We start from the raw sequence: 26,576 nt of genomic DNA, 5'->3' as shown, positions 1-26,576 counted from the left end.
GGTTCTCGGAAGGAACGCACACCATGGCACGCCGCAAGGACGACCGCGCGAAGGCGGATCTGGCCGCCTTCGACCAGGCCGGCGCCCGCGTCTTCGACAACCCGCTGGTCACCGAGGTCTCGGACTCCTACCTGGAGTACGCGTTCTCGGTCATCCACTCCCGCGCCCTGCCCGACGCGCGCGACGGGCTCAAGCCGGTGCACCGGCGCATCCTGTGGTCGATGTACGAGCAGGGCCACCGCCCGGACCGCGGCCACGTCAAGAGCGCCCGGATCGTCGGCGACGTGATGGGCAAGTACCACCCGCACGGCGACACCGCCATCTACGACGCGATGGTGCGGCTGGCGCAGGACTTCTCGCTCAACGTCCCGCTCATCGACGGGCACGGCAACTTCGGCAGCCCGGACGACGGGCCGGCCGCGGCGCGCTACACCGAGGCCCGGATGTCCCGGGAGGCGATGCTGCTCACCGGCGAACTGGGCGAGGACACCGTCGACGTCGAGCCGAACTACGACGGCTCGCTGACCCAGCCCACGGTGCTGCCGGCGGCGTTCCCGAACCTGCTCGTCAACGGCGCCTCCGGCATCGCGGTCGGCATGGCCACCAACATGATCCCGCACAACCTCGGCGAGGTGGTCCAGGCCGCCCGCTGGCTGATCAACCACCCGGACGCCACACTCGACAAGCTCATGGAGTTCGTGCCCGGCCCCGACCTGCCGACCGGCGGACTGCTGCTCGGCCTGGACGAGGTGCGCCGCGCGTACGAGACCGGACGCGGCGTGGTGCGCATGCGCGGGCGGGTGGAGATCGGCCCGCTGGAGGGCAGCCGTGGCCGGCAGGCCATCACGGTCACCGAGCTGCCGTACGGGGTCGGTGCCGAGAAGGTCATCGCGGCCATCACCAACGAGGTGAACAAGACGAAGCGGCTCACCGGCATCGCCGACGTCAAGGACCTCACCGACCGGGAGAACGGCACCCGCCTGGTGGTGGAGTGCAAGGTCGGCGTGAACCCGCAGGCGTTGCTGGCCGACCTCTACCGGCTCACCCCGCTGGAGCAGTCGTTCGGCGTGAACAACCTGGTGCTCGTCGACGGCCAGCCCCGCACGCTGGGGCTCAAGGAGCTGCTCGACGTGTTCCTGGCGCACCGCTACGAGGTGGTGACCCGGCGCAGCGCGTACCGCAAGCGCAAGCGGGAGGAACGCCTGCACCTGGTCGACGGCCTGCTGATCGCCCTGCTCGACATCGACCGGGTGGTCAAGCTGATCCGGGCCAGCGAGGACGCCCAGGCGGCCAAGGACGGCCTGATGCGGCGGTTCAAGCTCTCCGAGATCCAGGCCGCCTACATCCTGGACACCCCGCTGCGCCGGCTGACCAAGTACGACCGGCTGGAGCTGGAGGCCGAGCAGGAGAAGCTGCGCGGCGAGATCGCCGAGCTGTCGAAGATCCTGGACGACGAGAAGGTGCTGCGGAAGGTGGTCTCCGACGAGCTGGCCGCCGTGGTCAAGCAGTTCGGCGCGCCGCGACGCACCACGCTCGTCGACGGCGACCTCAAGGAGGTGCTCGCCGCCTCGGTGCCGGCCGGTCCGCTGGAGGTCGCCGACGACCCGTGCCAGGTGATCCTGTCCGCCACCGGGTTGGTGGCGCGGACCGCGGCCGAGTCGGAGGAGGCCGCCGAGGCGCGCCGGCGCAGCGGCCGGGTCAAGCACGACGCGGTACGCGCGATCGTGCACTCCACCGCCCGGGGTCGCGTGCTGCTGGTGACCAGCGCCGGCCGCGCGTTCAAGATCGACGTGTTGCCGCTGCCGGTGCTGCCGGAGCAGTCCGGCACGGTGTCGCTGCGCGGCGGCATGTCGGCGGCGGAGCTGGCGCCGCTGGAGCCGGGCGAGACGGTGGTCGGGCTCGCGCCGCTGGGGCCGTCCGCGCAGGGGTCGCCCGGCCTGGCGCTCGGTACCCGGGCGGGCGTCGTCAAGGTGTGCGCCCCGGACTGGCCGGTCCGCTCCGACGAGTTCGAGGTGATCTCGCTGCGCGACGGCGACGAGGTGGTCGGCGCGACCTGGCTGACCGACGGCGCCGAGACACTGGCGTTCGTCTCCTCGGAGGCGTCGCTGCTGCGCTTCGCCGCATCGGTGGTGCGCCCGCAAGGGCTCAAGGGCGGCGGCATGGCCGGCATCAACCTGCCGGGCGACGCACGGGCGGTCTTCTTCGGCGCGATCCGCACCGACGACGCGGCGCACGGCGAGCCGATGGTGGTCACCTCGACCGGCGCCACGGTGAAGGTGACGCCGTTCAAGGCGTACCCGGCGAAGGGAAGGGCGACCGGCGGCGTCCGCGCGCAGCGGTTCCTCAAGGGTGAGGAGGACCTGTCGGTGGCGTGGATCGGTCCGCGGCCGGTGGGTGCGACCGCCACCGGCGACCCGGTGGAGCTGCCCCCGGCTGACCCGCGCCGCGACGGCTCCGGTTTCGCCGTGATGCTCGGCCCCACCGTCGTAGGCCACCACATCGACCGCGACTGACGAGGCAGGGGCGGGTGGCCCGGCCCACCCGCCCCAACCGGTCGGTCGCTCTCGCTCGTCTGCCGCCATCGCCCGCACCCCGCCCGACGGCCTGGTCCTGGCCGCCCAGCCCTCAGGCCACCCGACCCGCCCTCCCCGCCCTTGCCGCTGCGCCCTTCCCGGCCCCTCCCAACTCGGTTGATCAAGGAGTTAGCGGCCTTTTCACGCCTTCCGCGACCGCAAACTCCTTGATCACCGCAGCGGGCGCCCCTGGCGGACTGGGCGCCCTGGGCGGCTGGCGAGTTCCGGGTGTCTGGGCACTCGCCCTCACCCTGCACGGTCGATCATGAGGTTAGCGGCGACAAAACGGACACTAAATGCCGCTAACCTCATGATCGACGTGGTCGGGCCCTCCGGGTGCCTCGATCGCACCCCCATTGCCCGTTGACCATGAAGTTGGCGGGCGTGAATCGGGCAATTTGTGCCGCTAACTTCATGATCAACGGGGCGAGGGCGGGCGAGGGCGGGCGAGGGCGGGGCTGAAAGCCCCCGCGGGGTCAGAGTTCGGGGTCGGGGGACTGGCGGGACTGGGGGGTGGTGCCGCGCAGGCGGGCGATCAGGCGCATGCCGTGGTAGATGACCAGGGCGGCGGTGGTGCCCAGCGCGATGCCGTTGAACGACAGGTCGCCGGCCGTCAGCGTGTAGTTGGCGGCGCCGATGATCACCGCCACCGCGGCGGTGAACAGGTTGATCGGGTCGTGGAAGTCGACCCGGCTCTCGATCCAGATCCGGGCGCCCAGGATGGCGATCAGGCCGTACAGGGCGGTGGTGGCGCCACCGAGCACGCCGGCCGGGACGGTCAGGATCAGCGCGCCGAACTTCGGGCAGAGCCCGAGCAGGATCGCCGTGCCGCCGGCCACCCAGTACGCGGCCGTGGAGTAGACGCGGGTCGCCGCCATCACGCCGATGTTCTCCGCGTACGTGGTGGTGCCGGAACCGCCACCGGAGCCGGCCAGCACCGTCGCGACGCCGTCGCCGAGCAGCGCCCGGCCCATGTCGCGATCCAGGTTGCGGCCGGTCATCGCGGCGACCGCCTTCACGTGCCCGGCGTTCTCCGCGATCAGCACCAGGATCACCGGGATGACCAGCACGACGGCGCGCACGTCGAAGGTCGGCGTGTGGAACTCGGGGAAACCGATCCAGGCCGCCTGGCGCAGGCCGCTGACCGCCTGCTGGTCGAGGTTGCCGGTCAGTGCGGCGAGCACCCAGCCGACCACCACGCCGATGAGGATCGACAGCCGCGCCACGAAGCCGCGGAACAGCACTGTGGTGAGCAGGATCGCGGCGAGCGTGACCACGGCGATCAGCGGCTGCGCCTTCACGCCGGTGCCGGAGCCGCCGCCGTCCCAGGCCACCGGCGCGAGGTTGAGGCCGATCAGCATGACGATCGCGCCGGTGACGACCGGCGGCATGAGGGCGTCGATCCAGCGGGAGCCGGCGACCTGCACCACCACGCCGACGAGCGCGAGCGCGACGCCCGCGACCACGATGCCGCCGAGGGCCGCGCCGATGCCGCCGTCGGTCTTCGCCGCCAGCACCGGCGCGATGAACGCGAACGACGAGCCGAGGTACGACGGCAGCCGGTTGCCGGTGATCAGCAGGAACAGCAGCGTGCCGAGGCCGGAGAAGAGCAGCGTGGTGGCGGGCGGGAAGCCGGTGATCAGCGGGACGGTGAAGGTGGCGCCGAACATGGCGACCACGTGCTGCACGCCGACGCCGATGGTGCGCGGCCAGGAGAGCCGCTCGTCGGGCGCGACCACGTCGCCGGGGCGTACCTGGCGACCGTCGCCGTGCAGGATCCACGGGGACCAGCGGGAAGTGGGGGACTCGGACATCGGGCGCCCTTCGCGTCATCGGGTGACGGGGGCGTGATCGACCCTGAGAGTTGTTTCTAGCAGGTGCCCTGCGGGGCCGTGGGCCCGGCCCGGGCTCAGGCGACGCCGGTGGGACGGAACTGGACGCTGATTCGGGGGCCGACCGGGCGGGTGGTCTTCGGCACCGCGTGTTCCCAGGTGCGCTGGCAGGAGCCACCCATCACGACGAGGTCGCCGTGGCCGAGCGGGAACCGCAGGCTGCCGCCGCCCCCGCCGCGAGGGCGCAGCAGCAGCGCGCGCGGGGAGCCGAACGAGACGATCGCCACCATGGTGTCGGTGTGGGCGGAGCGGCCCTGGGTGTCGCCGTGCCAGGCCACGCTGTCGTGGCCGTCGCGGTAGAGGCACATGCCGGCGGTGACGAACGGCTCGCCCAGTTCGGGCGCGTAGTGCCGGGTGAGCGCGTCGCGGGCGGCGGTGAGCACCGGGTGCGGCAGCGGCCGGCCGGCGGCGTACCAGCAGAGCAGCCGGGGCACGTCGACCTCGGTGTCGTACATGGTGCGGCGCTCGGCCCGCCAGGGCACGTCGTGGCGCAGCGTGTCGAGCACCGCGTCGGAGCCGCGCACCCAGCCGGGCAGGTGGTCGACCCAGGCGCCCCGGCTCAGCTCGTGCCGGCGCAGCACCCCGGCGAGCGGGCCCAGGGCCGGGCCCTGCTCGGCCAGGTCGAGTATCGAGGGCTGGTACGCGTCGGACACGCAGCCGATCGTACCCCGCGCTCGAACAGGCGTACGACGATCAGCGCCGCAGCATCCGGCGAACCTTGCCCGGGACGGCCTGCTTGATCCGCTCCCGGAGCTGCTGCGAGCGCATCGCGTCGAGGGTGGCGGTGAGCTTGGCGTTCTCGTCGCGCAGCCGCTCGATGCGGGTCAGCAGTTCGGCCGGTGGGGTGGTGGCGGCGGGCCGGACAGCCGGCGGGAACACCGTTTCGCCGACCCGGCGGTCGAAGCGCGCGGCGCTGTCGCCGTCGGCGAACGAGGTGCCGAGGTCGTGCTTGCGCAGGAACGCGGTGATCGTCTCGAAGCGGGCCTTGTGGCCGTCGTTCAGCGCGGTGTAGTCGGCCTCCGCGTAGAGGTCGGCGGCGTCGACGTCGGCCGGCACGTCCCGCATGATCCGGTGCGGGATGCCGAAGTAGCGGGCCAGTTCCAGGGTGCGCGAGTCGTGGGCGAACAGGTAGCCGGGCGTGCCGGCGACGAGCGCGCTGATGGTGCCGTGGATGCGGGTGCCGAACGCGAAGTCGTACCCGGACAGGTGCGAGAACCAGGTCCACGGGTCGACGAACATGCGCACCTTGTCCTCGGCGAACAGCCGGTGCGAGGTGTGCAGCGGGATGTCGCTGCTCTGGCCCCGGTGCTCGGGCGCGTCGCCGTAGAGCAGGGTGCCGAGTGTCCGCAGGTCCTGCGGCACGTAGCAGAGGTTCGGGTAGCGCTCCTGGTGGTGGCGGACCACCGAGGCCATCGAGCGGACGTACGGGGAGACGTTGATCGCGATCTTCGACTCGGCGGTCAGCTCCGGGCGGGTCTTCTCCAGGTGGAACGAGTCGCCGTGCAGGAACATCGACGGGCAGCCGATCTGCTCCACCGCGGAGAAGCCCAGCGCGTTGAGGTAGCTCTCGGTCACCTCACCGCGCACGCCGATGCTGTGCGACCGGTCCAGCACGGCCTTGCAGAACGCGCGCACCGGCTCGTCGATCGGCCGCAGGTACTCGCGGTCGCCGTCGACGTTCGTCTGCACGCCGACGCCGAGCACCACCACCGGGATCTTCAGTCGCTCGATCAGCCTGGTCAGCGGCGTCAGGCGGTGCACGAAGCTGCGGCGGAACGCGTTCGCCAGCGGAACCACGAAGACGTCGTACCGCTCGTTGATCTCGTCAGCCAGGCGCGGGTCGGCCGGGGTGCGGGTCGGCGTGATCTCGGCCGTGGACGTGGCGAGCAGCTTGTGCGCGGCGTGGCTGAAGACCAGGTTGCCGCTGTTGTCCCCGATCCAGTTGCCGGCGAACGTCTCCTCCGGCGTGAGGACGTCGAACGCGCCCTTGCGGGCGCGGAGCAGGATCCGCTGGTGCATCCGGTTCGCTCACCTTCCGTACGGCACGACGTGCGGGCGAGAGCCGGGTGGGTGCCCGCGCGTGCAGGAACGGAATCCTATCCGCCGCCCCTGGGTGGTCCGCTGGACGTCGGCTCGCCGGGAACGTCCCGGTTCCCCGGGGTAGGGTGCCCGGAATGACCAGCGCGCCGACCGTCACCCGTGCCCCACGACTGCCGTCGCTGACCGGATTGCGGTGGGTCGCCGCGCTGCTGGTCTTCGCCTTCCACGCCGGCACCATGGGGATCATCGCCGAGCCGCACCTGAAGCCGGTGATGGACAAGGCGTTCAGCCTCGGCCTGTCCGGCGTGGAGTTCTTCTTCATCCTCAGCGGGTTCGTGCTGGTCTGGTCGTACCGGGACGGGGAACGCGCGTGGACGTTCCTGCGCCGCCGGCTCGCCAAGATCTACCCGAACCACGTGGTGACGTTCGTGGCCGCGCTGGCGGTCGCGGCCTGGTTCGCCGACCCGATCGTGCCGTGGGCCGCGATCGCCAACTTCTTCCTGGTCCAGGCGTGGATCCCGCTGGGCGGCTACTTCTACAGCGTCAACAACGTGAGCTGGTCGCTCTCCTGCGAGCTGGCCTTCTACCTGTGCCTGCCGCTCGTGGTGCCGTGGCTGCGCCGCGCCCGTACCGGGGTGCTGCGGACCGTGCTGGTCGCGGCGCCGCTGCTCATCCTGGCGCTGTGGCCCGGCCAGCAGCTGGTGCCCGAGGAGCAGCGGTGGTGGTTCACCCAGATCTTCCCGGTGACCCGGTCGCTGGAGTTCTGGATGGGGGTGGCCGCCGCCGAGCTGATGCGCCGGCGCCGCTGGCGCGGACCCAACCTCGCCGTCGCCACCGGCGTCTTCGTCGCCACCTGGGTGGTCGCCGCGCTGTGGATCCCGGCCGAGTTCTGGGCCGCCCTGCTCGCGGTGGCGTACCTGCTGGTCATCGCCGCCGCGGCGGACGCGGACGTGCGCGGCCTGCCCACCCCCTGGCGGTCCCGCGCGATGGTCTGGCTCGGCGAGGTCTCGTTCGCGTTCTACCTGGTCCACGTGCTGGTCATGGTCACCGTGCTGCGGCTGACCGGGCACTGGGGGACCGGGCTGACCGGCTGGCGCGGCCCGCTCGCGGTGCTCGGCTTCCTGGTGGTCACGCTCGCGCTGGCCGCCGCGCTGCACCGCTGGGTGGAGGTGCCGATGATGCGCCTGATCGGCTCGTCCCGCCGCGACCGCGCGGCGTCACCCGGACTGACCACGTTCCCCGTCGGCCGGTCGATCCGCGACACGCCGTGGGGCGGTGCGCCGGTGGGGGATCGGCGGTAATTTGTACCCGTGGCGGCGGGCCGGGTCGCCGCGCCGGCCGGCCCGCGGGCCCCGCCCGCCCGCTGATCCACCCACGGGCCGCACCCGTTCCACGCACCCACCGAACCCACGCCCCGCACCCGCCGCCCTGCCGCTCCGCGGCACGCCCCGGCCGGTCGTGCGGTCCTCCCGCCAGGTCCTTCCCGTGAGGTGCCGACCATGTCGCAGACTGCTCTGTACCACTTCCTCATCTCCGTGCCCGAGGCCGCCGCCATCTGGTCCTTCCTGCTGCTGCTCGCCCTCGGCCTGCTCGCCGCGCTCGTGGCCCGGCCCGAACGCGACGCCGCGCCGGAGGCCGCCCCCGAGCCGGCCGACGCCGACGCCGTCGGCCGCGACGACCTGATCCGGTACGCCGAGGAGGTGGCGGTGGCCGCCGCCGGGGCCACCCAGACGGCCCGGCGCCGCCGGGAGCAGTGGCTGGCCGCGCAGGACGAGGCGGACCGGGCCTGGACCGCGTACGACGAGGCGGACGGCGCCGCCCGGCGCCTGGCCGGCGCCGCCGCGCTGGCCGCCCCGCGCACACCCCGGACCCCTGCCGAGTACGCGACCCGGGAGCGCTGGCTGCGCCACGCCGCCATGACGGCGCACTGGCGGGGCGACCTGAGCGCCCGTCAGCTCGCCGACGTGCTGGCCCGCCGCAACGGCTGGGATCCGCGCCGGCACCCGGCCGAGCAGGAGATCGTGCTGGCCCGCACCGTCCGGGACGGGCGCCGGGCCGGGTGGGAGAGCGCCGCCGCGCGGGAGCGGCAGGCCTGGCGGGACGCGGAACTGGCCGCCGGGGCCGCCCGTGCGCTCGCCGCTGAGGCGTACGCGGCCAGCGCGGCGCTGTGGCCCGTTCCGGCGTACCGGAGCGCGGCGACGAACCCGCTGCCGGTGCCCGTACCGGTCCGGCGTGCCCGGTGGCGTCCGGCCCGGGTGGGCTGAGACGGTCGTCTCGACCGAATCGTTACCCGGAATGTGGTGGGCCCGGCGACAGGGGACGCCGAATCGGACGCCGCGCGCAGAACGGGCCATCGAGTCACGCGATTGCGGGTCGGCTGGTCGCCGTCTGTCCGCTTTCCGCCGCGAGGTGACGTGAAAACCGCTTGTCCCATCGAGCGAAGTCAGTAACCGGCTGTTCCGAAATCCGTTATCGCGGATCACGTTTGCCCAGGTGGGGACGTTTGGCAGGGGGCAATACCCGCCGGTAGTGTCGGCGCGTCGAAGCGGTAACCGATCGCCGACGGCGACGCCGCGCCGACCCGCCCAATCGTGTCTCACGAACCGGGGACCCATGAGCAACATCGGGGTGAATCCGCGAGCCCACGGCTCGCGGTAGGGCGTACTTCCCGCCCGAATCCGTCAGCTAACCCGGTCGGCGGCCACGGAAGGAGCACCGACCTCGTGCCCACCCCCCGATCGTCCCGCCGCCTCCACGGCGACGTAACGCCCGCGCTCGCCTGACGCGCGACCGCGACCGCCCCCTTGGGCGCCCGGCGTCACGGGCGTTCCCGATCCCCCGGCCATCCGGCCCCGCCGGCACGCGTGAGTTCCTCCGCGTGCCGGGCCGGCGTGCGCCGCTCACGCCCCGTGGAGGATTTCGTGAAGCACCACCTGAAGCGTCAGCTACGACGGATCGTCACCGAACGCCCGTACCAGATGATCGCCGGATCGGCCGCCGCGCTCGTGCTGGCCGTCGGCGCCGGCGCCGTCGCCACCGTTGGTGACGACGCGCCGGTCCAGGAGAACACCGCATCGGTCGCCGAACTCGGCGCCGCCCGCCTCGGCGAGCAGCCCGCCGGCCGCGGCGGGGCCCGGACCGCCGTCCCGCCGGCGTCGCCCAGTGCCTCCGCCGCGCCGAGCGCGTCGTCCAGCGCCTCCCCGTCGGCGAAGGCGGCGGCGGACCCGGACACCACTGCGAAGGCAAAGCCGAAGCCGCCGTCGAGCAAGGCGCTGGACTACGCCTACCAGGCGCAGATCAACTACTTCTACTGCGGCCCGGCCGCCGTGCGCAACGCGCTCAGCGCTACCGGCATCGAGCGCAGCCAGGACGCGCTCGCCGGCCCGCTCGGCACCACCGAGATGGGCACCAACTCGGCCGAGGACACCACCCGAGTGCTCAACCAGCAGGTCAAGGGCAACCCGTACCGGACCCGCATGATTCCCGCCGGCTCGGCCACCCCGGCTCAGATGGACCGGCTCCAGGCCGACGTGGTCGAGGCGATCAGCAACGGCCGCGCGGTCGTCGCCAACGTGGCCGGTGACGTCACCGACACCAACGGCGGCTGGCACTCGTTCCCGGGCGGTCACTACGTCGCCGTGGTCGGCTACAAGAACGACGGCCGGCTCGTACGGATCGCCGACTCGGCCGACCCGTCGCTGCCGTCGTACTGGGTCACCACGATCGACCTGGCGCACTGGATCGCCAGCCGTGGCTACTCCGCCTGACCGTCCCAGCACGAAGGCCGGCACTCCGCTCCGGGGGCCGGCCTTCGTCGCTGTCACCGTCCCGCCCCGCGATCTTGCGGTTCGGGCCCGCGAGTCGCCCGGTTGGCGAGGTATGCGGGGGTGCCGAAGTGCAAGATCGCGCGCGGAGAGGGCGGCAGGGCGGAGCGCGTCGTGGGGGTTCGCGTCTCGCGTGGGCGGGGCGGGCGGTGGCAGACTGCGTCAATGGGCGATACGACGGGTGACCGGCATCTGGTTCTCCTGCACGGCATGGGTGCCACCGGCGAGGTGTGGCTGCCCTGGGCGCCGCTGCTGGAACGCCGCTGGCCCGGCCGCTGGCTCGCCCCCGATCTGGCCGGTCACGGCTGGTCGCCGCCGCTCGACGGCTACTCGTTCGAGGCGCTGGCCCAGCGCGTGGCCGACGGGCTCGGCCCGGTCCGGCTCGGTCCCGACGACCGGCTCGTGCTGCTCGGGCACTCGCTCGGCGGGATGGTGGCGCTGGCGCTCGCCGCCCGGCAGCGGGGTCTTCCGATCGACGCGGTGGTGGGGCTCGGCATCAAGGCGGTCTGGTCCCCGGCCGAGCTGGCGAAGTCGGCGGAGCTGGCCGCCCGGCCGGTCACCTGGTTCGCCACCCGCGACGAGGCGGCCCGCCGCTACCTGCGGGTGTCCGGGCTCGCCGGGCTGTTCGCCCCGGACCATCCGGTGGTGGAGGCGGGGCTGCGGCGGGAGGACGGCCGCTGGCGGCTCGCGATGGACCCGGCCGCGTTCGCGGTCGGTGAGCCCCGGCTGCCGGCTCTGCTGGGGGCCACCGATGTGCCGGTGCTGCTGGCCCGGGGCGAGCTGGACCCGCTGGTGACCGACGCGCAGCTCAAGGAGCTGGGCGTGCCGGTGGCCACGCTGCCCGGGCTGGGCCACAGCGCGCACGTCGAGGACCCGGCTGCGGTGCTCGCCCTGCTCGACCCGTACCTCTGAGCGGGCCTACACCACGGCGCGTGGCGCCGGGACCGCCCGGTCGGGTTCCAGCTCCCGGCGGGCGGCGGCGAGGAACGCCTCGGCGTACCCGTCGGCGGGGAAGTCACCCAGGTAGCGCGTCCGCGCCGCCCAGCGCTGCGCCGCCTTCGGGTCGGCGGCCAGCAGGTCGGTGAGCACCTCGTCCACGTTCGACATGTCCCGCCGCAGCACGTAGCCGGACGCGGCGAGCGGGAACCGCTCGACGAAGTGCTCGCCGTCGGCGCCGGTGTCGGTGACCGCGTACGGCTTGCCGGAGTAGAGCCAGTCGGAGATGACCCCGGAGACGTCGGAGACCAGCGCGTCGGCGCGGTTGACGCACTCGGTGAGCGTCAGCTCGCGGCTCGCGGCGGCGCCCCACAGGTGCGGCCGGCCGGTCTTGGCCCGGTCGGCGGCGAGCAGTTCGGTGAGCCGTGCGAGCTGACGGGCCGAGCCCGGGTTCTTGTCGGTGTACGGGTGGGCGCGCAGGATCACCGCGACCCCGCGGTCGATCAGCCGGCGGATCAGCGTCTCGGCCACCGGCAGCGAGCAGTAGTTGGCGTCGGCGTGGTGCCCGGTCCAGGTCGGGGTGTAGAGGACCGTGGGATGCGCCGACGAGGTGACCGGCTTTCGGCGTACCTCGATCGCCTCGACCTGGGGACGACCGACCACGACGAACTTGTCGGCGGGGATCTCCACGCCGGCGCGGGCGTACCTGTCGATAGCCGCCTGCCCGGCCACGAAGATCTTGTCGAAGATGGCCGAGACCGGGTTGGCGCTCGGCGCCTTGTCGCTGTCGCCGTGGTGCAGCTGCACGTGGGTGAGCTGGTTGAACCGGATCAGGTGGGCGTTCTTCGCGCCGTGGTTGACGTAGAACGCCACGCGCAGGCTGGGCACCAGTGCCTCGTCCAGCGCCTTCAGCGTGGGACAGAGGACCACCGGGGCGCGGGTGGCGGCGGCGACCGCGGGCAGGAGTTCCGGCTCGCGCAGCACCACCACGAACGGGCGCCCGATCCGCTCCAGGTACGGCAGCCACATGGTGACCTGATATTCCGAGCCGGGTGGGGCGGAGAAGTGCAGCACGAACTCGGGCTGGTGGCGGCGCAGGGCGCGGCCGACCGGGCCACCTCCGGCGGGCGGCCGGAACCGGCGCCGGGCGAGGTCGAGCGCGACCGCCCCGCAGCCGGCGCCGACGAGCAGCGTGGCGGCGAGCGCCGTGACGGCCGGCAGGGCCAGGGCAGCGGCGAGCGCCACCAGGGCGAGCAGCACCAGCAGCGCGTCGCCGAGCCGGGCGGCCACGACCGGCGTCCACGTGCGGACCGGGAGGTTCGCCGCCCGGATCTCCAGCGCGCCGGCCTGTCGCAGCGGGCCGACCAGCAGCACCAGGCCGAGCAGGACGAGCGCGGTGGCCGCGAGGGCCGGGTCGAAGCCGTCGTCGAGGCGACGGCTGTAGCCGACGAGGATGCCGGCGGCGACGAGCACCGTCTCGGCGAGACCGTCGGCCGACGGCCGGACGCGGCGCTCCCACGCGGTGGCGGCGAGGGCCGCGACGGCCAGGGCCAGGCCCCAGCCGGTGGCCCCGGTGAGCGCCACGACGAGGAAGGCCAGCACCGCCAGCCCGGTGGTCAGCACCCGGGCGAGCAGCTTGCGGACCAGGTCACCACGCATCTGGTACGTCCCGTCGGGTTCAGGCGTCGGCGGACAGCTCGGACCGGTGCGGGCCCGGCTGGGCCGGTACCGCGGCCACCTGCTCGCCGGGGGACCGGCGTACGTCGACCACCTGGCCGGTCAGCTCGGAGATCAGCACGTCCAGGGACGCCTGCGCGACCGCCTCGGAGGAGAGCAGCGTGTGCTCCGGCTCCTCGCCGAACGCCCGCGTCCGCATCGGGGTGGCGGTGCGCTCCGGGTTGACGCAGTTGACCCGTACGCCGAACTCGGCCCATTCGTCGGCGAGCGCCTGGGTCAGGTTGACCAGCGCGGCCTTGGTGGCCGAGTAGAGCGCGTAGCGGGCCCGGCCGCGGGTGTAGGAGCTGGACGTGTAGAGCAGCAACTGGCCCTTGGTCTGCTGGAGGTACGGCAGCGACTGGCGCGCGATGGTGACCGGGCCGACGAAGTTGACGTGCAGGAGACGGTCCATCGTCTCCTCGTCCATCTCGGCCAGCGCGCCCTTCTCCAGGATGCCGGCCGTGACCACCACGTGGTCGATCCGGCCGGTCGCCTCGAACGCGGTCTTCAGCGCGGCGGCCACGTCCTCGCCGCGCTCGACGTGCGTGCCGGTGGTGGAGCGGCTGAACGGGAAGACCTGGGCGCCGTAGCCGCGGGCCAGCTCGGCCAGGTCGTGGCCGATGCCGTAGCTGCCGCCGAAGACCACGATGGTCCGGCCGGTCAGCTCCTCGGCGTAGCTGCGGTGGTCGGTCAGCCGGGGCGCCTGGGCGGCGGCGAGCTGGAACAGCTTGTCGGCCAGGTGCACGTCGACCGGGTGGGTGACCTTGATGTTCTCGTCCGAGCCGTCGATCACCTTGATCGGCGTGCCGGGCAGGTAGCGCAGCACCACGCCGCAGTCGTCGGTGGCGGCGAAGTCGGGGTCGCCCTCGGCGCGGCGGTACGCCTCGCGGATCGTGCCGGAGCGGAACGCCTGCGGGGTCTGGCCGCGGCGCAGCCGGGCGCGGACCGGGATGTCGGTGATGCAGTCGTCCGCGTCCACCTGGACGATCGTGTCGGCGGACGGGATGGCCACGTCCACCGCCGAGTAGGTCCAGAGCGCGTTCACGCACTCGCGCACGATCCGGGCGCTGACCAGCGGGCGGACCGCGTCGTGGAAGAGGATGTTGACGTCGCCCTCGCCGACCGCGTCGAGCGCGATGCGGGTGGTGTCGTTGCGGGTCTCGCCGCCCTCGATCACCTTGCTGACCTTGCGGAAGCCGGCGTCGGCGACGATGCGCTGCGCGTCGTCCACGTGCCCGGTCGCCATCAGCACGATGATCTCGTCGATCTCGGCCGCGGCCTCGAAGACGGCCAGCGTGTGCTCGATGATCGGCTTACCGGCGATCTTGAGGAGCTGCTTCGGGATGCCCAGCCCGAGGCGCGTGCCGGTCCCCCCGGCGAGGATCACGGCCACCGTACGTGCGGGGCGCCAGGGTGCCGGGCTCGCCGGCGTGGCGTCCGGTGCGGTGGTGTGGTCCTGCGTCATTGCCGTACCTCACTCTGGGTGAAAGGGGATGGATCCGAAAACCTTAACGCGGACGCCGGAGCGCACCGCCGCGGGCGGAACCCGGTGCGGTGCGCTCCGGCGCGCTACTTCTGGTTCTCGTACGCGTCGCAGACCTCCTTGGTGGGGCCGTCCATCTTCAGGACGCCGCTCTCCAGCCAGATGGTCCGCTCGCAGGTGTCCCGGATCGAGCCGATCGAGTGGCTGACCAGGAAGACCGTGCCGGCGCTGTCGCGCAGCTCGCGGACCCGCTGCTCGCTGCGGACCCGGAACTTGCGGTCGCCGGTGGCCAGCGCCTCGTCGATGAGCAGCACGTCGTGCTTCTTCGCCGAGGAGATCGCGAAGCGCAGCCGGGCGCCCATGCCGGAGGAGTAGGTGCGCATCGGCAGCGAGGCGAAGTCGCCGCGCTCGTTGATCCCGGAGAACTCGATGATCTCCGGGGCGATCCGCCTGACCTCCTCCGGCTGCATGCCCATGGCCAGGCAGCCGAGCACCACGTTGCGCTCGCCGGACAGGTCGTTGAGCAGCGCGGCGTTCACCCCGAGCAGCGACGGCTGGCCCTTCGTGTAGACCGCGCCGCGGGCCGGCGGGAGCAGCCCGGCGATGGCCCGCAGCAGTGTGGACTTGCCGGAGCCGTTGCTGCCGATCAGGCCGATCGCCTCACCCTCGTACGCGGTGAAGCTCACGCCCTTCACCGCGTGCACCTCGCGGATGTTCGGCGCCTTGGTGCGGGAGACGATCCGCTTGAGCGCGGAGACCGGCGTGGTGCCGCCGCTCGCGCCCTTGTGGATCCGGTAGATCACGTGCACGTCGTCCACCACCACTGTGGGGACGCGACCCGAGTCGGTCACCGGGCCGGCGTTCAGCGGCAGGGTCTGCTCAGCCACGGCCGTACTCCTTCTCTCCGCGCCAGAAGTAGACGAACCCGCCGACGCCCATCACGACCGCCCAGAACAGGCCGAGCGTCCACAGCTTCAGCGGCGAGCTGATCAGGTTCGCCTGGTGCGAGTCGAGCAGCGCGTAGCGGGCCAGCTCGATGAAGACCAGCGGTGGGTTCCACTCCAGGACGTTCGCCGCCCAGCCCGGCAGGTGCTGGCGGATGAGCGCCACCGGGTAGAGCACGCCGGAGGCGTACAGCCAGGTGCGCATCACGAACGGCATGATCTGCTTGAGGTCGGTGGCCTTGGAGCCGAGGCGGGCCATGACCATGCTCAGTCCGACGTTGAAGATCGTCTGGAGCAGCAGTATCGGCGCGATCAGCACCCACCGCAGGGTGATCGGCTCGCCGGTGATCAGCACGATGGCGGCAAGCACGACCATCGACATGAGCAGCTGCTGGAGCTGCACCAGCGTCACCGTGATCGGCAGCGCGGCCCGGGGGAACTGCAGCGCCCGGATCAGGCCCAGGTTGCCGGTGATCGCGCTGACGCCGTTCGTCGCCGCCGTCTGCGTGAAGATGAAGATGAAGATGCCCGTGCACAGGTACGCGATGAAGTTCGGCACGTTCCGGTGCTGGGCCAGGATCACGCCGAAGATCAGGAAGTAGACGGCCGCGTTGGTGAGCGGTGTCAGCACCTGCCAGAGCTGGCCGAGCTGGGTGTTGCTCAGCGAGGAGGCGACCTTCGCCCGCGAGTACGCGGTCATGAAGTGCCGGTACGCCCACAGCCGGCGGGCGTACTCGCCCAGGGGTGGTCGTTCCCCGGCCACCCGTAGTCCGTACCGCTGGGCCAGTTCGGCCCGGGTCAGTCCGGATTCGGGGTCGGCCACCGCGGTGTTGGCCATGTTGAGGCGCTCCGATCTTTCGTGCTGATGGGGAGCAGTGCGGTGAAGTGATCCAGCGTGGCCGGGCGGAAGGAGCCGCCTCGCTGCTGCATGGAAGGTAGTCCACCGAACGTCGGGACGCAACCGTACCGTCGTTGCGCTACATTGTTCCACGTGACGACCGAGAAGAGGCGTGCCCCGGCCGGCGCGGCGGTGCTGCGCGGCGAGATCACCAGCGCCATCCGCGCCGCGGTGATGCAGGAGTTGGCCGAGGTCGGCTACGGTCGCCTCTCCATCGAGGCGGTGGCCCGCCGCGCCGGTGTGAGCAAGACCGCCATCTACCGCCGCTGGCGTTCCAAGCTCGATCTGGTGCTGGACATGGTCTCGGCGGTGGCCGGCCGGAACATCCCGCTGCTGGACACCGGCAGCCTCCGCGGTGACCTGGAGATCCTGTTGCACGTGCTGGCGCGCGCGTTGCGCCACCGGCTGGCCGCGCAGATCATCCCGGACCTGCTGGCCGAGGCCGCCCGCAACCCGCAGATCGCGGAGAAGTTGCAGGCCGCCCTGGACGACTACCAGCAGGCGGTGGGCCGGATCCTGATCGGCCGGGCGGTCGAGCGCGGCGAGCTGTCCCCGGCCACCGACCGGCGTGCCGCGGTCGATCTGATCGTCGGTCCGGTCTACTGGCGGATGGCGATCTCCCGGGCCCCGCTGGAGCCGGCCGAGGTGCCCCGGATGGCGGCCGCGATCGTCGCCGCCCTGCGGGTAGCATGCGTGGAGCCTGCGCGCGACGAGGTGGAAGTGTGAGCCCCGGGCCGCCCCCGGAGGTCCGTCGCCGATCATGAACAGAAGGTCACAACCAGTCGGACAATCAGTGCGAACGGCTGGTTTCCCCGACAGGGCAGTACCATCCCCCGAAATGTCTCCCATGAACCACGCTTCGACAGGAGGAAGCCCCATGGCCGGGCCGCATCCAGAGTTCATTCCCCCCGCACGGCCGATCATCGGCGAAGCCGAGATCGAGGCGGCCGTCCGGGTGCTGCGGAGCGGCCGGGTCGTGCAGGGCCCCGAGGTCGCGGCGTTCGAGGAGGAGTTCGGCGACCTGGTCGGCGGCCGGCACTGCATCGCCGTCAACTCCGGCACCTCCGCGCTCCAGCTGACGCTGATGGCGCTCGGCTTCGGTCCGGGCGACGAGATCATCGTCCCCTCGTTCTCGTTCGCCGCCAGCGGCAACGCGGTCCGGCTGGTCGGCGCCGAGCCGGTCTTCGTGGACATCGAGCCAGGCAGCTTCTGTGTGGACCCGGAGGCAGTCGCCGCCGCGATCACGCCGAAGACCGTCGCGATCATGCCGGTGCACCTCTACGGCCACCCGGCCGCGATGGACCGGATCACGGCGATCGCGCAGCAGCACGGCCTGGCCGTGGTCGAGGACGCCGCCCAGGCGCACGGCGCCGAGCTGAACGGCACCCCGGTCGGCGCGTTCGGCACCGCCGGCTGCTTCAGCTTCTACCCGACGAAGAACATGCACTCCCTCGAGGGCGGCATGATCAGCACCGCCGACGCCGAGCTGGCCCGCACCCTGCGGTTGCTGCGCAACCAGGGCATGGAGCAGCGGTACGCGAACGAGATCGTCGGCGCCAACATGCGCATGACGGACGTGGCCGCCGCCATCGGCCGGGTGCAGCTCACCCAGCTCGGCGAGTGGACCGAGCAGCGCCGCGCCAACGCCAAGTTCCTCGACTCGGCGATCACCGGCATGATCACCCCGCCGGTCGCCGACGGCGCCAAGCACGTCTACCACCAGTACACGGTGCGGGTGCGGGGCAACCGCGACGCCGCCCAGGCCCGCCTCACCGAGCTGGGCATCGGCAACGCGGTCTACTACCCGACCCCGATCCACCGGCTCAAGCCGTACCTCACCGCCGACGGCAAGCCCGGCCCGTGGGACCTGCCGGAGACCGAGCGGGCCGCCGCCGAGGTGGTCTCGCTGCCGGTGCACCCGTCGCTGAGCCAGGCCGACCTGGAGCGGATCGCCGAGGGCGCGAACCTGGCCGGCGGTGCCCGGTGAGCGCGAGGAGTGAGCCGGGTTTGCGAGCCCCGCAGTCGCGAACGAAGGAGGGCGCAGTGAGTGGACGGAAGCTGCGGGCCGGTCTGATCGGCCTCGGCGCGATGGGCCGCAACCACGCCCGCGTGCTGTCCAACCTGGACGGTGTCGAGCTGGTCGGCGTGGTCGACCCGGCCGGCGACGTGACCGGCACGCTGCGCGCGCCCGTCGTACCCGAGCTGAGCGACCTGCTCGCCCTCGGCGTCGACTACGCGGTCGTGGCCTGCCCGACGGCGCTGCACGAGCCGATCGGCATGGAGCTGGCCGCCAACGGCGTCTGCGCGCTGATCGAGAAGCCGCTGGCCCAGTCCGTCGAGGCCGCCACCCGGCTGGTCGAGGCGTTCGAGAACGCCGGCCTGGTCGCGGGCGTCGGGCACATCGAGCGCTACAACCCGGCGCTGCAGAGCCTGCGCACCCGCCTGGAGGCCGGTGAGCTGGGCGAGGTGTTCCAGGTCGTGACCCGGCGCCAGGGCCCGTTCCCGCACCGGATCGCCGACGTCGGCGTGGTGATGGACCTGGCCACCCACGACATCGACCTGACCGCCTGGGTGACCGGCCAGCAGTACAGCTCGGTCGCCGCCCGCACCGTCTCGCGCAGCGGCAGGCTGCACGAGGACATGGTCGCCGTGGTCGGCCAGCTCGCCGACGGCACGATGGTCAACCACCTGGTCAACTGGCTCAGCCCGCTCAAGGAGCGGTCCACTGTCGTCACCGGCGACAAGGGCTGCTTCGTGGCCGACACGCTCACCGCCGACCTGACGTTCTACGCCAACGCCGCCATCGACACCGAGTGGGAGGCGCTGCGCGCCTTCCGCGGCGTGGCCGAGGGCGACATGGTCCGCTTCGCCATCCCGAAGCGGGAGCCGCTGCTGGTCGAGCACGAGCGCTTCCGGGACGCGGTGGAGGGCAAGCAGAGCGACATCGTCACGCTGCGGCAGGGCCTGCGTACCGTGCGGGTCGCCGCCGCCCTGCTGGAGTCGTCCGCCGACGGCAAGGTCGTGTCCGTCGCGGCCAGCGGCAGCGACGCGGAGCCGGCACTGCGATGAGCCCGGCGCCGGTGCGGCGGACGGTCTCGGCGGTACGGCGGCGGATCCCCCGGCGGGTGCGCATCGCGCTCCGCCGGGCCGCCGCCGGCACGCGGCCCTGGCAGACCCCTTCGGTACGCGAACTGTGTGAGCTTCCCGCCGGCACGCCGCTGCTGGTGCACGCCGGCGGGATCACACGCGACCGGGCGCTGGACGGCGTGCTGCGCGCCCTGGCCCGGTTGCCCGAGGTCCACCTGGCGCTGGCCTGTGACGAGGCGGAGCGGGCGGCGGCCCAGGACCTGATCCGCCGGGCCGGCAAGGCCCGGCGCCGGGTCCACGTGGTGCCGCGCCCGCGCCCGGTGACGGCTGCGTTTCTCGCTTCCGCGGACGTGGGGGTGTTCGGGTTCGACCCGGACGCCGGCCTCGACCTGCTGGACACCTTCCGCACCGCCGGACTGCCGGTGGTCGCGGCCGACAGCCGGGCGGTCCGCGAGCACCTGGCCCGGCACGGCGTGGGTGATCTCTTCGCCCCCGGCTCGCTGCCGTCCTTCACCAAGGCGGTGGAACGGGCCCGGCAGCGCGGCGAGGAGCCGCCGGAGCCCCCGGTCGCGCCGATCGAAGCCGGCACTCCCGGCCCCTGGCGTCCGCTCGGCGCCGGGCCGATCCGGTTGGGGCTGGGCACGGCGAACCATGCCGGGCAGCTCTCCGCCCTGGCGGTGGCGATCACCACCGCGCGCGCCGACGTCGGCGTCGAACTGGTGATGGCCAAGCCGCCGGCCACCTACCGCTACCCGGCCGACCGCTACCTGAACTACCCCGGTGAACACCGGCTCGACGTGCAGGCCGCGCAGGCCGAGCGGGTGCTCGGCTGGTACACCCACCTGATCGTGGACGCGTTCCGCCCGGTGCTCGGCCGGGCCAACGGCGACGACATCTCCGCGGACCTGCCCGCGCTGCGCCGGGCCCGGCTCAAGGTCGCGCTGCTGGCGCACGGCAGTGAGATCCGCCACCCCGGCGCGCACCTGGAACGGCATCCCGAGTCCGCGTTCCGGGACGCCCCGGAGGACCTGGTCGGGCAGCTCACCACGGTGACCGAACGGAACCGGCGCACCGCCGAGGAGAGCGGCCTGCCGTTCTTCGTGACCACCCCCGACCTGCTGGACGACGTGCCGTTCGCCACCTGGGCGCCGCTGATCGTCGACGTGGACGCCTGGGCCTGCGACCGCCCGGTGCTGGAACGCGCCCGGCCGGTGGTGCTGCACGCGCCGTCGAAACGGTGGACCAAGGGCACCGACCGGCTCCTGCCCCGGTTGCAGGAGCTGCACGACCGACGGATCATCGAACTGTGCCTGGTGGAAGGGCTGCCGCACCACGAGATGCGCCGCCAGGTGCAGGAGTGCGACATCGTGGTCGACCAGCTGGTGATGGGCAGCTACGGCACCTTCTCCTGCGAGGGGATGGCCGCCGGCAAGGTGGTGGTGGCGTACGTCAGCGAGGGCCCGCACCGGGCCGCCGGAGTCGCGCCGCCGATCGCCAACGCCACGCCCGGAACGCTCGTCAAGACCATCGAGTCGTTGCTCGACGACAGGCCCGCCGCGGTCGCCCTGGCCGCGGAGGGCGCACGTTACGTCCGTGACCACCACGACGGGCGACGCACCGCCGAGGTCTTCGACGCGTTCCTGCGGTGACCCGTCCGCCCACCACCCACGCCCGCCCCGTCAACGAGGAGAAACACCCGATGCAAGCTGGCGCTAACAGCGATGCCCGACCGACCCGGGGCCGGGTGGTGATGCTGGTCGACAACGGCGTCCACGGCGACTCCCGGGTGCAGAAGGCCGCGCGGTCGGCCGCCGACGCCGGCTGGGAGGTCTTCCTCCTCGGCATCCGTAACGCCCACTCCGACGTCGACACCTGGCGCATCGGCGACGCCGAGGTGCGACTGCTGCGCGTGCCCAAGCCGCTGCACCGGCTGCCCCGCGAGTACAGCCGGTCGCTGCGCCGGCCGCTGGCGTACGCGTCCACCACCAAGGCCGCCTACCGGGTCCAGGAGATCAAGGCCTGGCAGGCCGACCTGTTCGAGCGCCGCGTCCGGACCCAGGCGCTGGGCGGCGGGCTGCCGGCCACCGTGGGCCGGGCGGCCCAGCTGCCGGCCCGCGCCGCCGCCACGGCGCTCGCCCGCTGGGTGCGGCTGCGCAGCCGGGAGACCCGCCGGCTGCGCACGTCGCAGGCCGACCCGGAGGCGCTGTTCAGCCGCCTGCCCGTGCGGTTCTGGCAGGGGCTGATGGGCGACCGTGCCTGGCGCCGGCTGGACCCGGGCCTGTGGGACTTCGAAATCGCCTTCCGCAAGACGCTCGACGAGCTCAAGCCGGACATCATCCACGCCAACGACTTCCGGATGCTCGGCATCGGCGCGCGCGCGACGCTGCGGGCCCGGGCCGCCGGGCGGCGGACCAAGCTGGTGTGGGACGCCCACGAGTTCGTCGGCGGCATCACCGGCCGGGCCGACAACCCGCGCTGGCTGCCGGCCCAGATCGCCTACACGGCCGAGTACGCCGCCTACCCGGACGCGGTGGTGACCGTCTCCGACACGCTCGCCGACCTGCTCCAGGAGACCCACGGCCTGTCCGACCGGCCGGCCGTGGTGCTCAACGCGCCGATGGCGCCGCCGGCCGAGGCCGACGGCGACGTGCCGGACCTGCGGGCCCTGTGCGGCGTGGACGCCCGTACGCCGGTGCTCGTCTACTCCGGTGCGGTGAACCCGAGCCGGGGCTGCCAGATCATGGTGGAGGCGCTGCCGGAGCTGCCCGGTGTGCACGTCGCGTTCGTGACCATGAACCCGAACGGCGACAACCAGTTCTCCGAGGCGCTACGGGAGCGCGCCGCCGAACTCGGCGTCGCGGACCGCGTGCACCTGCTGCCGTACGTGGCGCACTGGCAGGTGGTGCCGTTCCTGTCCGGCGCGGACGCCGGGGTCATCCCGATCCACCACAAGCCCAACCACGAGCTGGCGCTGATCACCAAGTTCCTGGAGTACTCGCACGCCCGGCTGCCGATCGTGGTCAGCGACGTGAAGACCATGGCGCAGACCGCGCGGGCCACCGGGCAGGGTGAGGTGTTCACCGCCGAGGACCGGGCCGACTACGTCCGGGCCGTCCGGGCCGTGCTCGACGACCCGGAGCGCTACCGGGCGGCCTACGACAAGCCCGGCCTGCTGGAGGGCTGGACGTGGGAGGCGCAGGCCCGGATCCTCGACGAGGTGTACGCCTCGCTGCTGGGCGGGTCCCAGGGCGGGGCGTGTCCCCCGTCGTCCCGGCGTCCCGAGGACGAGCGGGAGTACGCCGCCACCGCGCGCTGATCCCCGGCACGAAACGGTTCGGCCGGCTCCCCGCCACGGGGAGCCGGCCGATCTCGTCGTACGTCGGTCAGCCGGCGGTGGCCGGCGGTTCCAGCAGCAGCCGGTCGAAGTCCTTCTGCGTCACCGACCAGTCCCAGGTGCTCAGCACGTGCGACGCCGCGGCCCGGCCCGCCTCCCGCCAGACCTCCTCGGTGGCGGTGAGGGCCAGGATCCGCTCGGCGGCCTCCTGCGGCGTGCCCACCACCCAGTCGCTGGGGAACAGGCTGCGGGCGCTGTGCGGACGGCCGGCGAAGAACGGCCAGTCGCGCACCACGGGCACCGCGCCGCTGGCCGCGCCCTCGACGAGCGCACAGTGGAAGCTCTCCCGCAGCGAGGTGCTGAGGATGACCCCGACGTCGGTGAGCGCGCCCGGCACGTCCGAGGTGCGGCCGGTCCGCACCACCGCGCCGGACGGCTCCAGCTCGGCCAGCTCGGCGTCGAGTTCCCGGACGTAGGCGGCGATCGCCGGGCTGAGCTCCGGGTTCAGGTCGTCGCCGACGAGCTTGAGGCGGTACCGCTCGTCGTGGCGGCGCAGCTCGCGCAGCACCGCCAGGGCCCAGCGGGGGTCCTTCGCCAGCGAACTCGTCCCGACCAGCCCGAGGGTGAACCGGCTGTCCGCGGAGGCCTTCGGCGCCACGTACCGGTGCAGGTCCATCGCGTTGGTGATCATGTGGGTCCGGGGCCCCTGCGGGGCGCGCAGCCGCGGCACGGCGGCCAGCGCGAGGTCACGCAGGTGCTCGGAGACGAACACCACGTCGTCCACACGAGACCAGTCGGTCAGGTGCGGCCACCAGCTGAACGCCTCGAAGCTGTGCAGGCGGACGATCACCCGGGTGGTGCCCGGGTCGATCATCGTCAGCATGGCGGCGCCGAGGTTGCACCAGTCCACGAAGACCGTGTCCGCCCACTCCAGGTGGGGGCCCCACGCCTCCTGGACCTCGCCGGCCCGCTTGGAGGCGCCGGCGAGCATGTGGAGCGTCACGTTGGTGCGGCCGTTGCTGAGCACCGGGAGGATCGACTCCTCCATCAGGTTCAGCCGGCGGACCTCCACCCCCGGCATCGCCTCGTAGCGCTCCAGGATCGGCCCGAGGAAGTTGTCGTTCAGCCCGGTGAAGAAGAGCATCCGGTGCGGCCGGCCGGCCGGCGGGAACGCCGCCGGGCTCTGCCGCCCGCGCGGCGTCGCCAGCGCCTGCCCGGCCTCGCTGTTGTGCAGCGGCGCGAGGAACTTCTCCGGGTCCTCGGCCAGCGGCGAGGTGGTGCCGTCGAACTGCACGATGCGGTGGAACATCAGGTTGAACGCCCGCAGCACGTGCGGCGCGGCCTTGCCCGGGTTGCGCTTCTTGAGGAAGCCGTCGGCGAGCTTGAGCTGACCCCGCACCACTGTCATCAGGTGCTCGGGCACCTTGCCCTGGCTCAGTTCCGCGTCCACGATCGGGCCGAGGAGCTGGCCCTTCGTCGCCGGGCTCTTGAGGCGGCCCTGCGCCGCCAGCGCCAACCGCTTCGCGCTGGCGTCGTGCCCGGTCTTGAGCATGGTGCCGGTGACCCGCCGGGCGATCGTGCCGCGGTGCCGTTCCGGCAGGCCGGGCGCGGTGACGGCGCCCTGCCAGAACCAGCGCACCGGGCCGAGCTTCATGGCCCGCCCGCCGGTGCTGATCTCGAACACCCGCTTCGCCAGGTCGACGGTCTGGCTGCGGGTGGCGCTCGCCAGCACGCTCGGGGCCGGACCGACGGTGTTCAGCCGCGGACGGCGGTAGCGCGCCGGGTCGGTGGACCGCTTCTCCACCGCGCGCAGCGCCGGGGCGATGCCGTAGACGGCGTCGGCCCGCCGGTACCGCTGCGCGAGCTGCCAGACGGTGTGCAGTGCCTGCGCGTCGAGCGCGACCAGGACGTCGGCCCGCTTGGCGTGCCGGCGCACCCACGGGTCGCGCTGGGCGCGCAGCCACGGGCGCCGGGCCGGGGCCGCCCGCTTGACCATCCGGCCGAACCGGGGGCCCAGCTCCTTGGCGGTGGGCAGCAGGTGCACCTCGGCCAGCTCGGTTGCCGCCGGGATCTTCTCCACCGGGTCGAAGGTGGTGGCCACCCGTACGGTGACGCCCTTGTCGCGGAACTGCTGGAGCGCGTCGGTCAGGACCGCCACCCGTCCGGGGACGGTGCCCATAACCATCAGGACCTCGATCATGACCTACCTTCTCGGGCCAGGACGCGCGCGCCGGCGGGGGAGGGCTGTGCGGTGCCGGCCGTGCCGCCGGCGCCCAGCACCAGGTCGGTCACCTCCCGGACGGCGGGGATGAGCTGCTCCTCGCGGGCGTACTGCCGCGCCTCGGCGCGGGCCTTCTCCCGTTCGGCCTCGTCCGCGGTACGGGCCATCGCGGCGGCCCGGCGGAAGGCGCCGGCCAGCTCGGCCGGGTCCAGCCCGACCGCGCCGGTCCAGAGCGGGTAGGTGGACAGCACCGTGGAGGCGTCGTGGTCGGCCTCGTGGGCGGAGACCACCGGCAGGCCGGTGGCCATGTACTCGTACACCTTGCCGGAGGTCATGTACCGGCCGCCGGTCACCATCAGCACCACCGCGTCCCACCGGGCGTAGAGGTCGACCACCTCGGCCTTGGGCACCGAGCCGCCGACCAGCACGCCGTCGACGGCGGCGGCCCTGAGCAGCTCCGCGTGCGCGTTGTCGCCGCGCGCCCAGGCGGCGCCGATGTGGCCCCGCACCTCGAAGCGGGCGTCGGCCAGCGCCGGGTCCTCCGCGCGCGCCGTGCGCCAGCCCTCCAGCACGGCGCTCAGCAGCGGTACGGGAAGGTTCAGCGCGCCGAGGTAACCGAAGGTCAGCGGCCGGTCCGGCGGGGCGGGGCGGACCTGGGCCGGGATGCTCGCCGCGTCGTAGCCGTTGCGCACGACCCGCATCTTGTGCGCCAGCTCCGGATAGCGCTCGCGGTACCAGCGGGAGATCGGCTCGTTCACGTTCCAGATGGCGACGGCGTTGGTGAGCAGCTTGATCTCCCACTGCCCGGAGACCGACTCGCGGGTGAACGCCTCACCGTTGTTGATCACGTCGACCGACCAGCCGTCGCGGAAGTCCACCACGTACGGCACCTGGTGCGTCTCCCACAGCTTCCAGGTCGCGGAGAGGTTCACGTACGGCGCGCAGGTGGTCACCAGCAGGTCGACGTGTCGCTCCTTGTGGATGCGGAGCAGGGCCTTCTCCAGCGCCGGACGCCAGCCGCCGAACACCGGCTCGGGGAAGACCTTGAGGTTCTGCTTGCGCAGGCCGGCCAGGTAGTCCAGGTGCGCCAGGGCGCGCTGCTCGGTGAACGTGCGGATGTCGGTTTCGAGGTCGTCGCGGAACAGCGGCAGCTTCACCACGCGCACGTTGGGGTCCACGCCCTCGGAGAGGGTGTGGTCGAGTCCGTACTCCCGCTCCCAGGCTTCGTCGGCGATGGTGACAGCGGTCACGTCCCAGCCCGCGGCGGCGAACTGGTTGGCGGTCTCCCGCATCCGGTAGGCGCAGCTCTTGGCCGCCGGTGGGAAGCCGATCGCGAGGTAGACCATGTGCGGCCGGGACCCGGACCGTCGCGGCCGGGGGAGTTTCAACGAGTCCCAGAGAGTTCGCCCGTTGTTCATCGATTCCGATCCTGGGGAGGTTGGGGAGATGCCGTGTCGCGGCCTGGACGGCTCGGCCGGACGCGGCGCCTGCTGTACCGGTGGCCCGGTAACGACCGCCGGAGCGCGTGCGGACACTACAATAACGCCGTCGCGTGCGCCGGGCCCGCCGCCGCTCGGCGGCCACCCCGGGCGCCGTGCCCCGGATCACCGCACCTCCGCCGCCGGCCC

General features: G+C 72.8%; 19 protein-coding genes and 1 riboswitch. Of the genes, 10 read left to right on the top strand and 9 right to left on the bottom strand.

Going from position 1 to position 26,576, the window contains the following annotated elements:
* Positions 1–23 precede the first annotated feature (23 nt).
* Positions 24–2,513: a DNA topoisomerase IV subunit A gene (locus ACFYON_RS21110; protein ID WP_354867405.1), complete on the top strand. Its 2,490-nt coding sequence runs from the start codon at positions 24–26 to the stop codon at positions 2,511–2,513.
* Between the two features lie 536 nt (positions 2,514–3,049).
* On the opposite strand, the gene ACFYON_RS21105 is transcribed toward ACFYON_RS21110, so the two are convergent.
* The 3 genes from ACFYON_RS21105 to ACFYON_RS21095 form a co-directional block, all read right to left on the bottom strand.
* Positions 3,050–4,387: a solute carrier family 23 protein gene (locus tag ACFYON_RS21105; protein WP_354867402.1), complete on the bottom strand. Its 1,338-nt coding sequence runs from the start codon at positions 4,385–4,387 to the stop codon at positions 3,050–3,052.
* A gap of 95 nt (positions 4,388–4,482) precedes the next feature.
* A complete protein-coding gene (locus tag ACFYON_RS21100) occupies positions 4,483–5,118 on the bottom strand; it encodes an alpha-ketoglutarate-dependent dioxygenase AlkB (RefSeq protein ID WP_354867399.1) in 636 nt (211 codons plus the stop codon).
* A gap of 40 nt (positions 5,119–5,158) precedes the next feature.
* Entirely contained in the window at positions 5,159–6,484 is a 1,326-nt protein-coding gene (locus tag ACFYON_RS21095; RefSeq protein ID WP_354867397.1) for a polysaccharide pyruvyl transferase family protein, read from the bottom strand.
* Between the two features lie 155 nt (positions 6,485–6,639).
* Between ACFYON_RS21095 and ACFYON_RS21090 the strand changes: the two genes are divergently transcribed.
* The 4 genes from ACFYON_RS21090 to ACFYON_RS21075 all read left to right on the top strand — a co-directional run bounded on the left by ACFYON_RS21090 (position 6,640) and on the right by ACFYON_RS21075 (position 11,241).
* Positions 6,640–7,806 carry an acyltransferase gene (locus ACFYON_RS21090; RefSeq protein ID WP_355096845.1) on the top strand — a complete coding sequence of 389 codons (1,167 nt, stop codon included), beginning with the start codon at positions 6,640–6,642 and terminating at the stop codon, positions 7,804–7,806.
* 198 nt (positions 7,807–8,004) lie between these two features.
* Entirely contained in the window at positions 8,005–8,769 is a 765-nt protein-coding gene (locus ACFYON_RS21085) for a hypothetical protein (RefSeq protein ID WP_387189119.1), read from the top strand.
* A gap of 308 nt (positions 8,770–9,077) precedes the next feature.
* Positions 9,078–9,220: riboswitch (cyclic di-AMP (ydaO/yuaA leader) on the top strand.
* 194 nt (positions 9,221–9,414) lie between these two features.
* Positions 9,415–10,272, top strand: a complete 858-nt coding sequence (locus tag ACFYON_RS21080) for a C39 family peptidase (protein WP_387189120.1) — start codon at positions 9,415–9,417, stop codon at positions 10,270–10,272.
* Positions 10,273–10,494: 222 nt separating this feature from the next.
* On the top strand, positions 10,495–11,241 hold the full coding sequence (locus ACFYON_RS21075) for an alpha/beta fold hydrolase (RefSeq protein ID WP_387189121.1): 747 nt from the start codon (positions 10,495–10,497) through the stop codon (positions 11,239–11,241).
* Positions 11,242–11,247: 6 nt separating this feature from the next.
* Here the strand turns inward: ACFYON_RS21075 and ACFYON_RS21070 are convergent, their stop codons facing one another.
* The 4 genes from ACFYON_RS21070 to ACFYON_RS21055 all read right to left on the bottom strand — a co-directional run bounded on the left by ACFYON_RS21070 (position 11,248) and on the right by ACFYON_RS21055 (position 16,246).
* Positions 11,248–12,924 (bottom strand): CDP-glycerol glycerophosphotransferase family protein, encoded by a 1,677-nt coding sequence (locus ACFYON_RS21070; protein ID WP_387189122.1) that lies wholly within the window; start codon positions 12,922–12,924, stop codon positions 11,248–11,250.
* Positions 12,925–12,943: 19 nt separating this feature from the next.
* Positions 12,944–14,446 (bottom strand): bifunctional cytidylyltransferase/SDR family oxidoreductase, encoded by a 1,503-nt coding sequence (locus ACFYON_RS21065; RefSeq protein ID WP_354867383.1) that lies wholly within the window; start codon positions 14,444–14,446, stop codon positions 12,944–12,946.
* A 104-nt stretch (positions 14,447–14,550) separates the two neighbouring features.
* Positions 14,551–15,351 (bottom strand): ABC transporter ATP-binding protein, encoded by an 801-nt coding sequence (locus tag ACFYON_RS21060; protein ID WP_354867380.1) that lies wholly within the window; start codon positions 15,349–15,351, stop codon positions 14,551–14,553.
* A complete protein-coding gene (locus ACFYON_RS21055) occupies positions 15,344–16,246 on the bottom strand; it encodes an ABC transporter permease (protein WP_354867377.1) in 903 nt (300 codons plus the stop codon). Before ACFYON_RS21055 ends, ACFYON_RS21060 begins: the two co-directional genes overlap by 8 nt.
* Before the next feature lie 153 nt (positions 16,247–16,399).
* On the opposite strand from ACFYON_RS21055, the gene ACFYON_RS21050 reads away from it, so the two are divergent.
* From ACFYON_RS21050 to ACFYON_RS21030, 5 genes are all read left to right on the top strand, one after another.
* Complete coding sequence (locus tag ACFYON_RS21050) at positions 16,400–17,032, top strand: TetR/AcrR family transcriptional regulator (RefSeq protein WP_354867375.1); 633 nt, start codon at positions 16,400–16,402, stop codon at positions 17,030–17,032.
* 151 nt (positions 17,033–17,183) lie between these two features.
* A complete protein-coding gene (locus ACFYON_RS21045) occupies positions 17,184–18,293 on the top strand; it encodes a DegT/DnrJ/EryC1/StrS family aminotransferase (RefSeq protein WP_354867373.1) in 1,110 nt (369 codons plus the stop codon).
* Between the two features lie 56 nt (positions 18,294–18,349).
* Positions 18,350–19,375: a Gfo/Idh/MocA family oxidoreductase gene (locus tag ACFYON_RS21040; protein WP_354867371.1), complete on the top strand. Its 1,026-nt coding sequence runs from the start codon at positions 18,350–18,352 to the stop codon at positions 19,373–19,375.
* Positions 19,372–21,042 carry a glycosyl transferase family 1 gene (locus ACFYON_RS21035; RefSeq protein ID WP_355095663.1) on the top strand — a complete coding sequence of 557 codons (1,671 nt, stop codon included), beginning with the start codon at positions 19,372–19,374 and terminating at the stop codon, positions 21,040–21,042. The genes ACFYON_RS21040 and ACFYON_RS21035 overlap by 4 nt, the downstream gene beginning before the upstream one ends.
* Before the next feature lie 50 nt (positions 21,043–21,092).
* On the top strand, positions 21,093–22,709 hold the full coding sequence (locus tag ACFYON_RS21030) for a glycosyltransferase family 4 protein (RefSeq protein WP_387189124.1): 1,617 nt from the start codon (positions 21,093–21,095) through the stop codon (positions 22,707–22,709).
* 67 nt (positions 22,710–22,776) lie between these two features.
* Here the strand turns inward: ACFYON_RS21030 and ACFYON_RS21025 are convergent, their stop codons facing one another.
* Both ACFYON_RS21025 and ACFYON_RS21020 read right to left on the bottom strand, forming a co-directional pair.
* Positions 22,777–24,927, bottom strand: a complete 2,151-nt coding sequence (locus ACFYON_RS21025; protein ID WP_355096546.1) for a glycosyltransferase family 1 protein — start codon at positions 24,925–24,927, stop codon at positions 22,777–22,779.
* Entirely contained in the window at positions 24,924–26,366 is a 1,443-nt protein-coding gene (locus ACFYON_RS21020; RefSeq protein WP_354867363.1) for a glycosyltransferase, read from the bottom strand. Before ACFYON_RS21020 ends, ACFYON_RS21025 begins: the two co-directional genes overlap by 4 nt.
* Positions 26,367–26,576: the final 210 nt, after the last annotated feature.

It is taken from the genome of Micromonospora sp. NPDC005686 (genome assembly GCF_042871665.1).
Lineage (GTDB): Bacteria > Actinomycetota > Actinomycetes > Mycobacteriales > Micromonosporaceae > Micromonospora.
This window is presented reverse-complemented; position numbering and strand designations above follow the sequence as displayed.

Coding starts and splice junctions, on each gene's coding strand:
- ACFYON_RS21110 (WP_354867405.1), top strand. CDS start 24: ATGGCACGCCGCAAGGACGACCGCGCGAAGGCGGATCTGGCCGCCTTC.
- ACFYON_RS21105 (WP_354867402.1), bottom strand. CDS start 4,387: ATGTCCGAGTCCCCCACTTCCCGCTGGTCCCCGTGGATCCTGCACGGC.
- ACFYON_RS21095 (WP_354867397.1), bottom strand. CDS start 6,484: ATGCACCAGCGGATCCTGCTCCGCGCCCGCAAGGGCGCGTTCGACGTC.
- ACFYON_RS21090 (WP_355096845.1), top strand. CDS start 6,640: ATGACCAGCGCGCCGACCGTCACCCGTGCCCCACGACTGCCGTCGCTG.
- ACFYON_RS21085 (WP_387189119.1), top strand. CDS start 8,005: ATGTCGCAGACTGCTCTGTACCACTTCCTCATCTCCGTGCCCGAGGCC.
- ACFYON_RS21075 (WP_387189121.1), top strand. CDS start 10,495: ATGGGCGATACGACGGGTGACCGGCATCTGGTTCTCCTGCACGGCATG.
- ACFYON_RS21070 (WP_387189122.1), bottom strand. CDS start 12,924: ATGCGTGGTGACCTGGTCCGCAAGCTGCTCGCCCGGGTGCTGACCACC.
- ACFYON_RS21065 (WP_354867383.1), bottom strand. CDS start 14,446: ATGACGCAGGACCACACCACCGCACCGGACGCCACGCCGGCGAGCCCG.
- ACFYON_RS21055 (WP_354867377.1), bottom strand. CDS start 16,246: ATGGCCAACACCGCGGTGGCCGACCCCGAATCCGGACTGACCCGGGCC.
- ACFYON_RS21045 (WP_354867373.1), top strand. CDS start 17,184: ATGGCCGGGCCGCATCCAGAGTTCATTCCCCCCGCACGGCCGATCATC.
- ACFYON_RS21035 (WP_355095663.1), top strand. CDS start 19,372: ATGAGCCCGGCGCCGGTGCGGCGGACGGTCTCGGCGGTACGGCGGCGG.
- ACFYON_RS21030 (WP_387189124.1), top strand. CDS start 21,093: ATGCAAGCTGGCGCTAACAGCGATGCCCGACCGACCCGGGGCCGGGTG.
- ACFYON_RS21025 (WP_355096546.1), bottom strand. CDS start 24,927: ATGATCGAGGTCCTGATGGTTATGGGCACCGTCCCCGGACGGGTGGCG.
- ACFYON_RS21020 (WP_354867363.1), bottom strand. CDS start 26,366: ATGAACAACGGGCGAACTCTCTGGGACTCGTTGAAACTCCCCCGGCCG.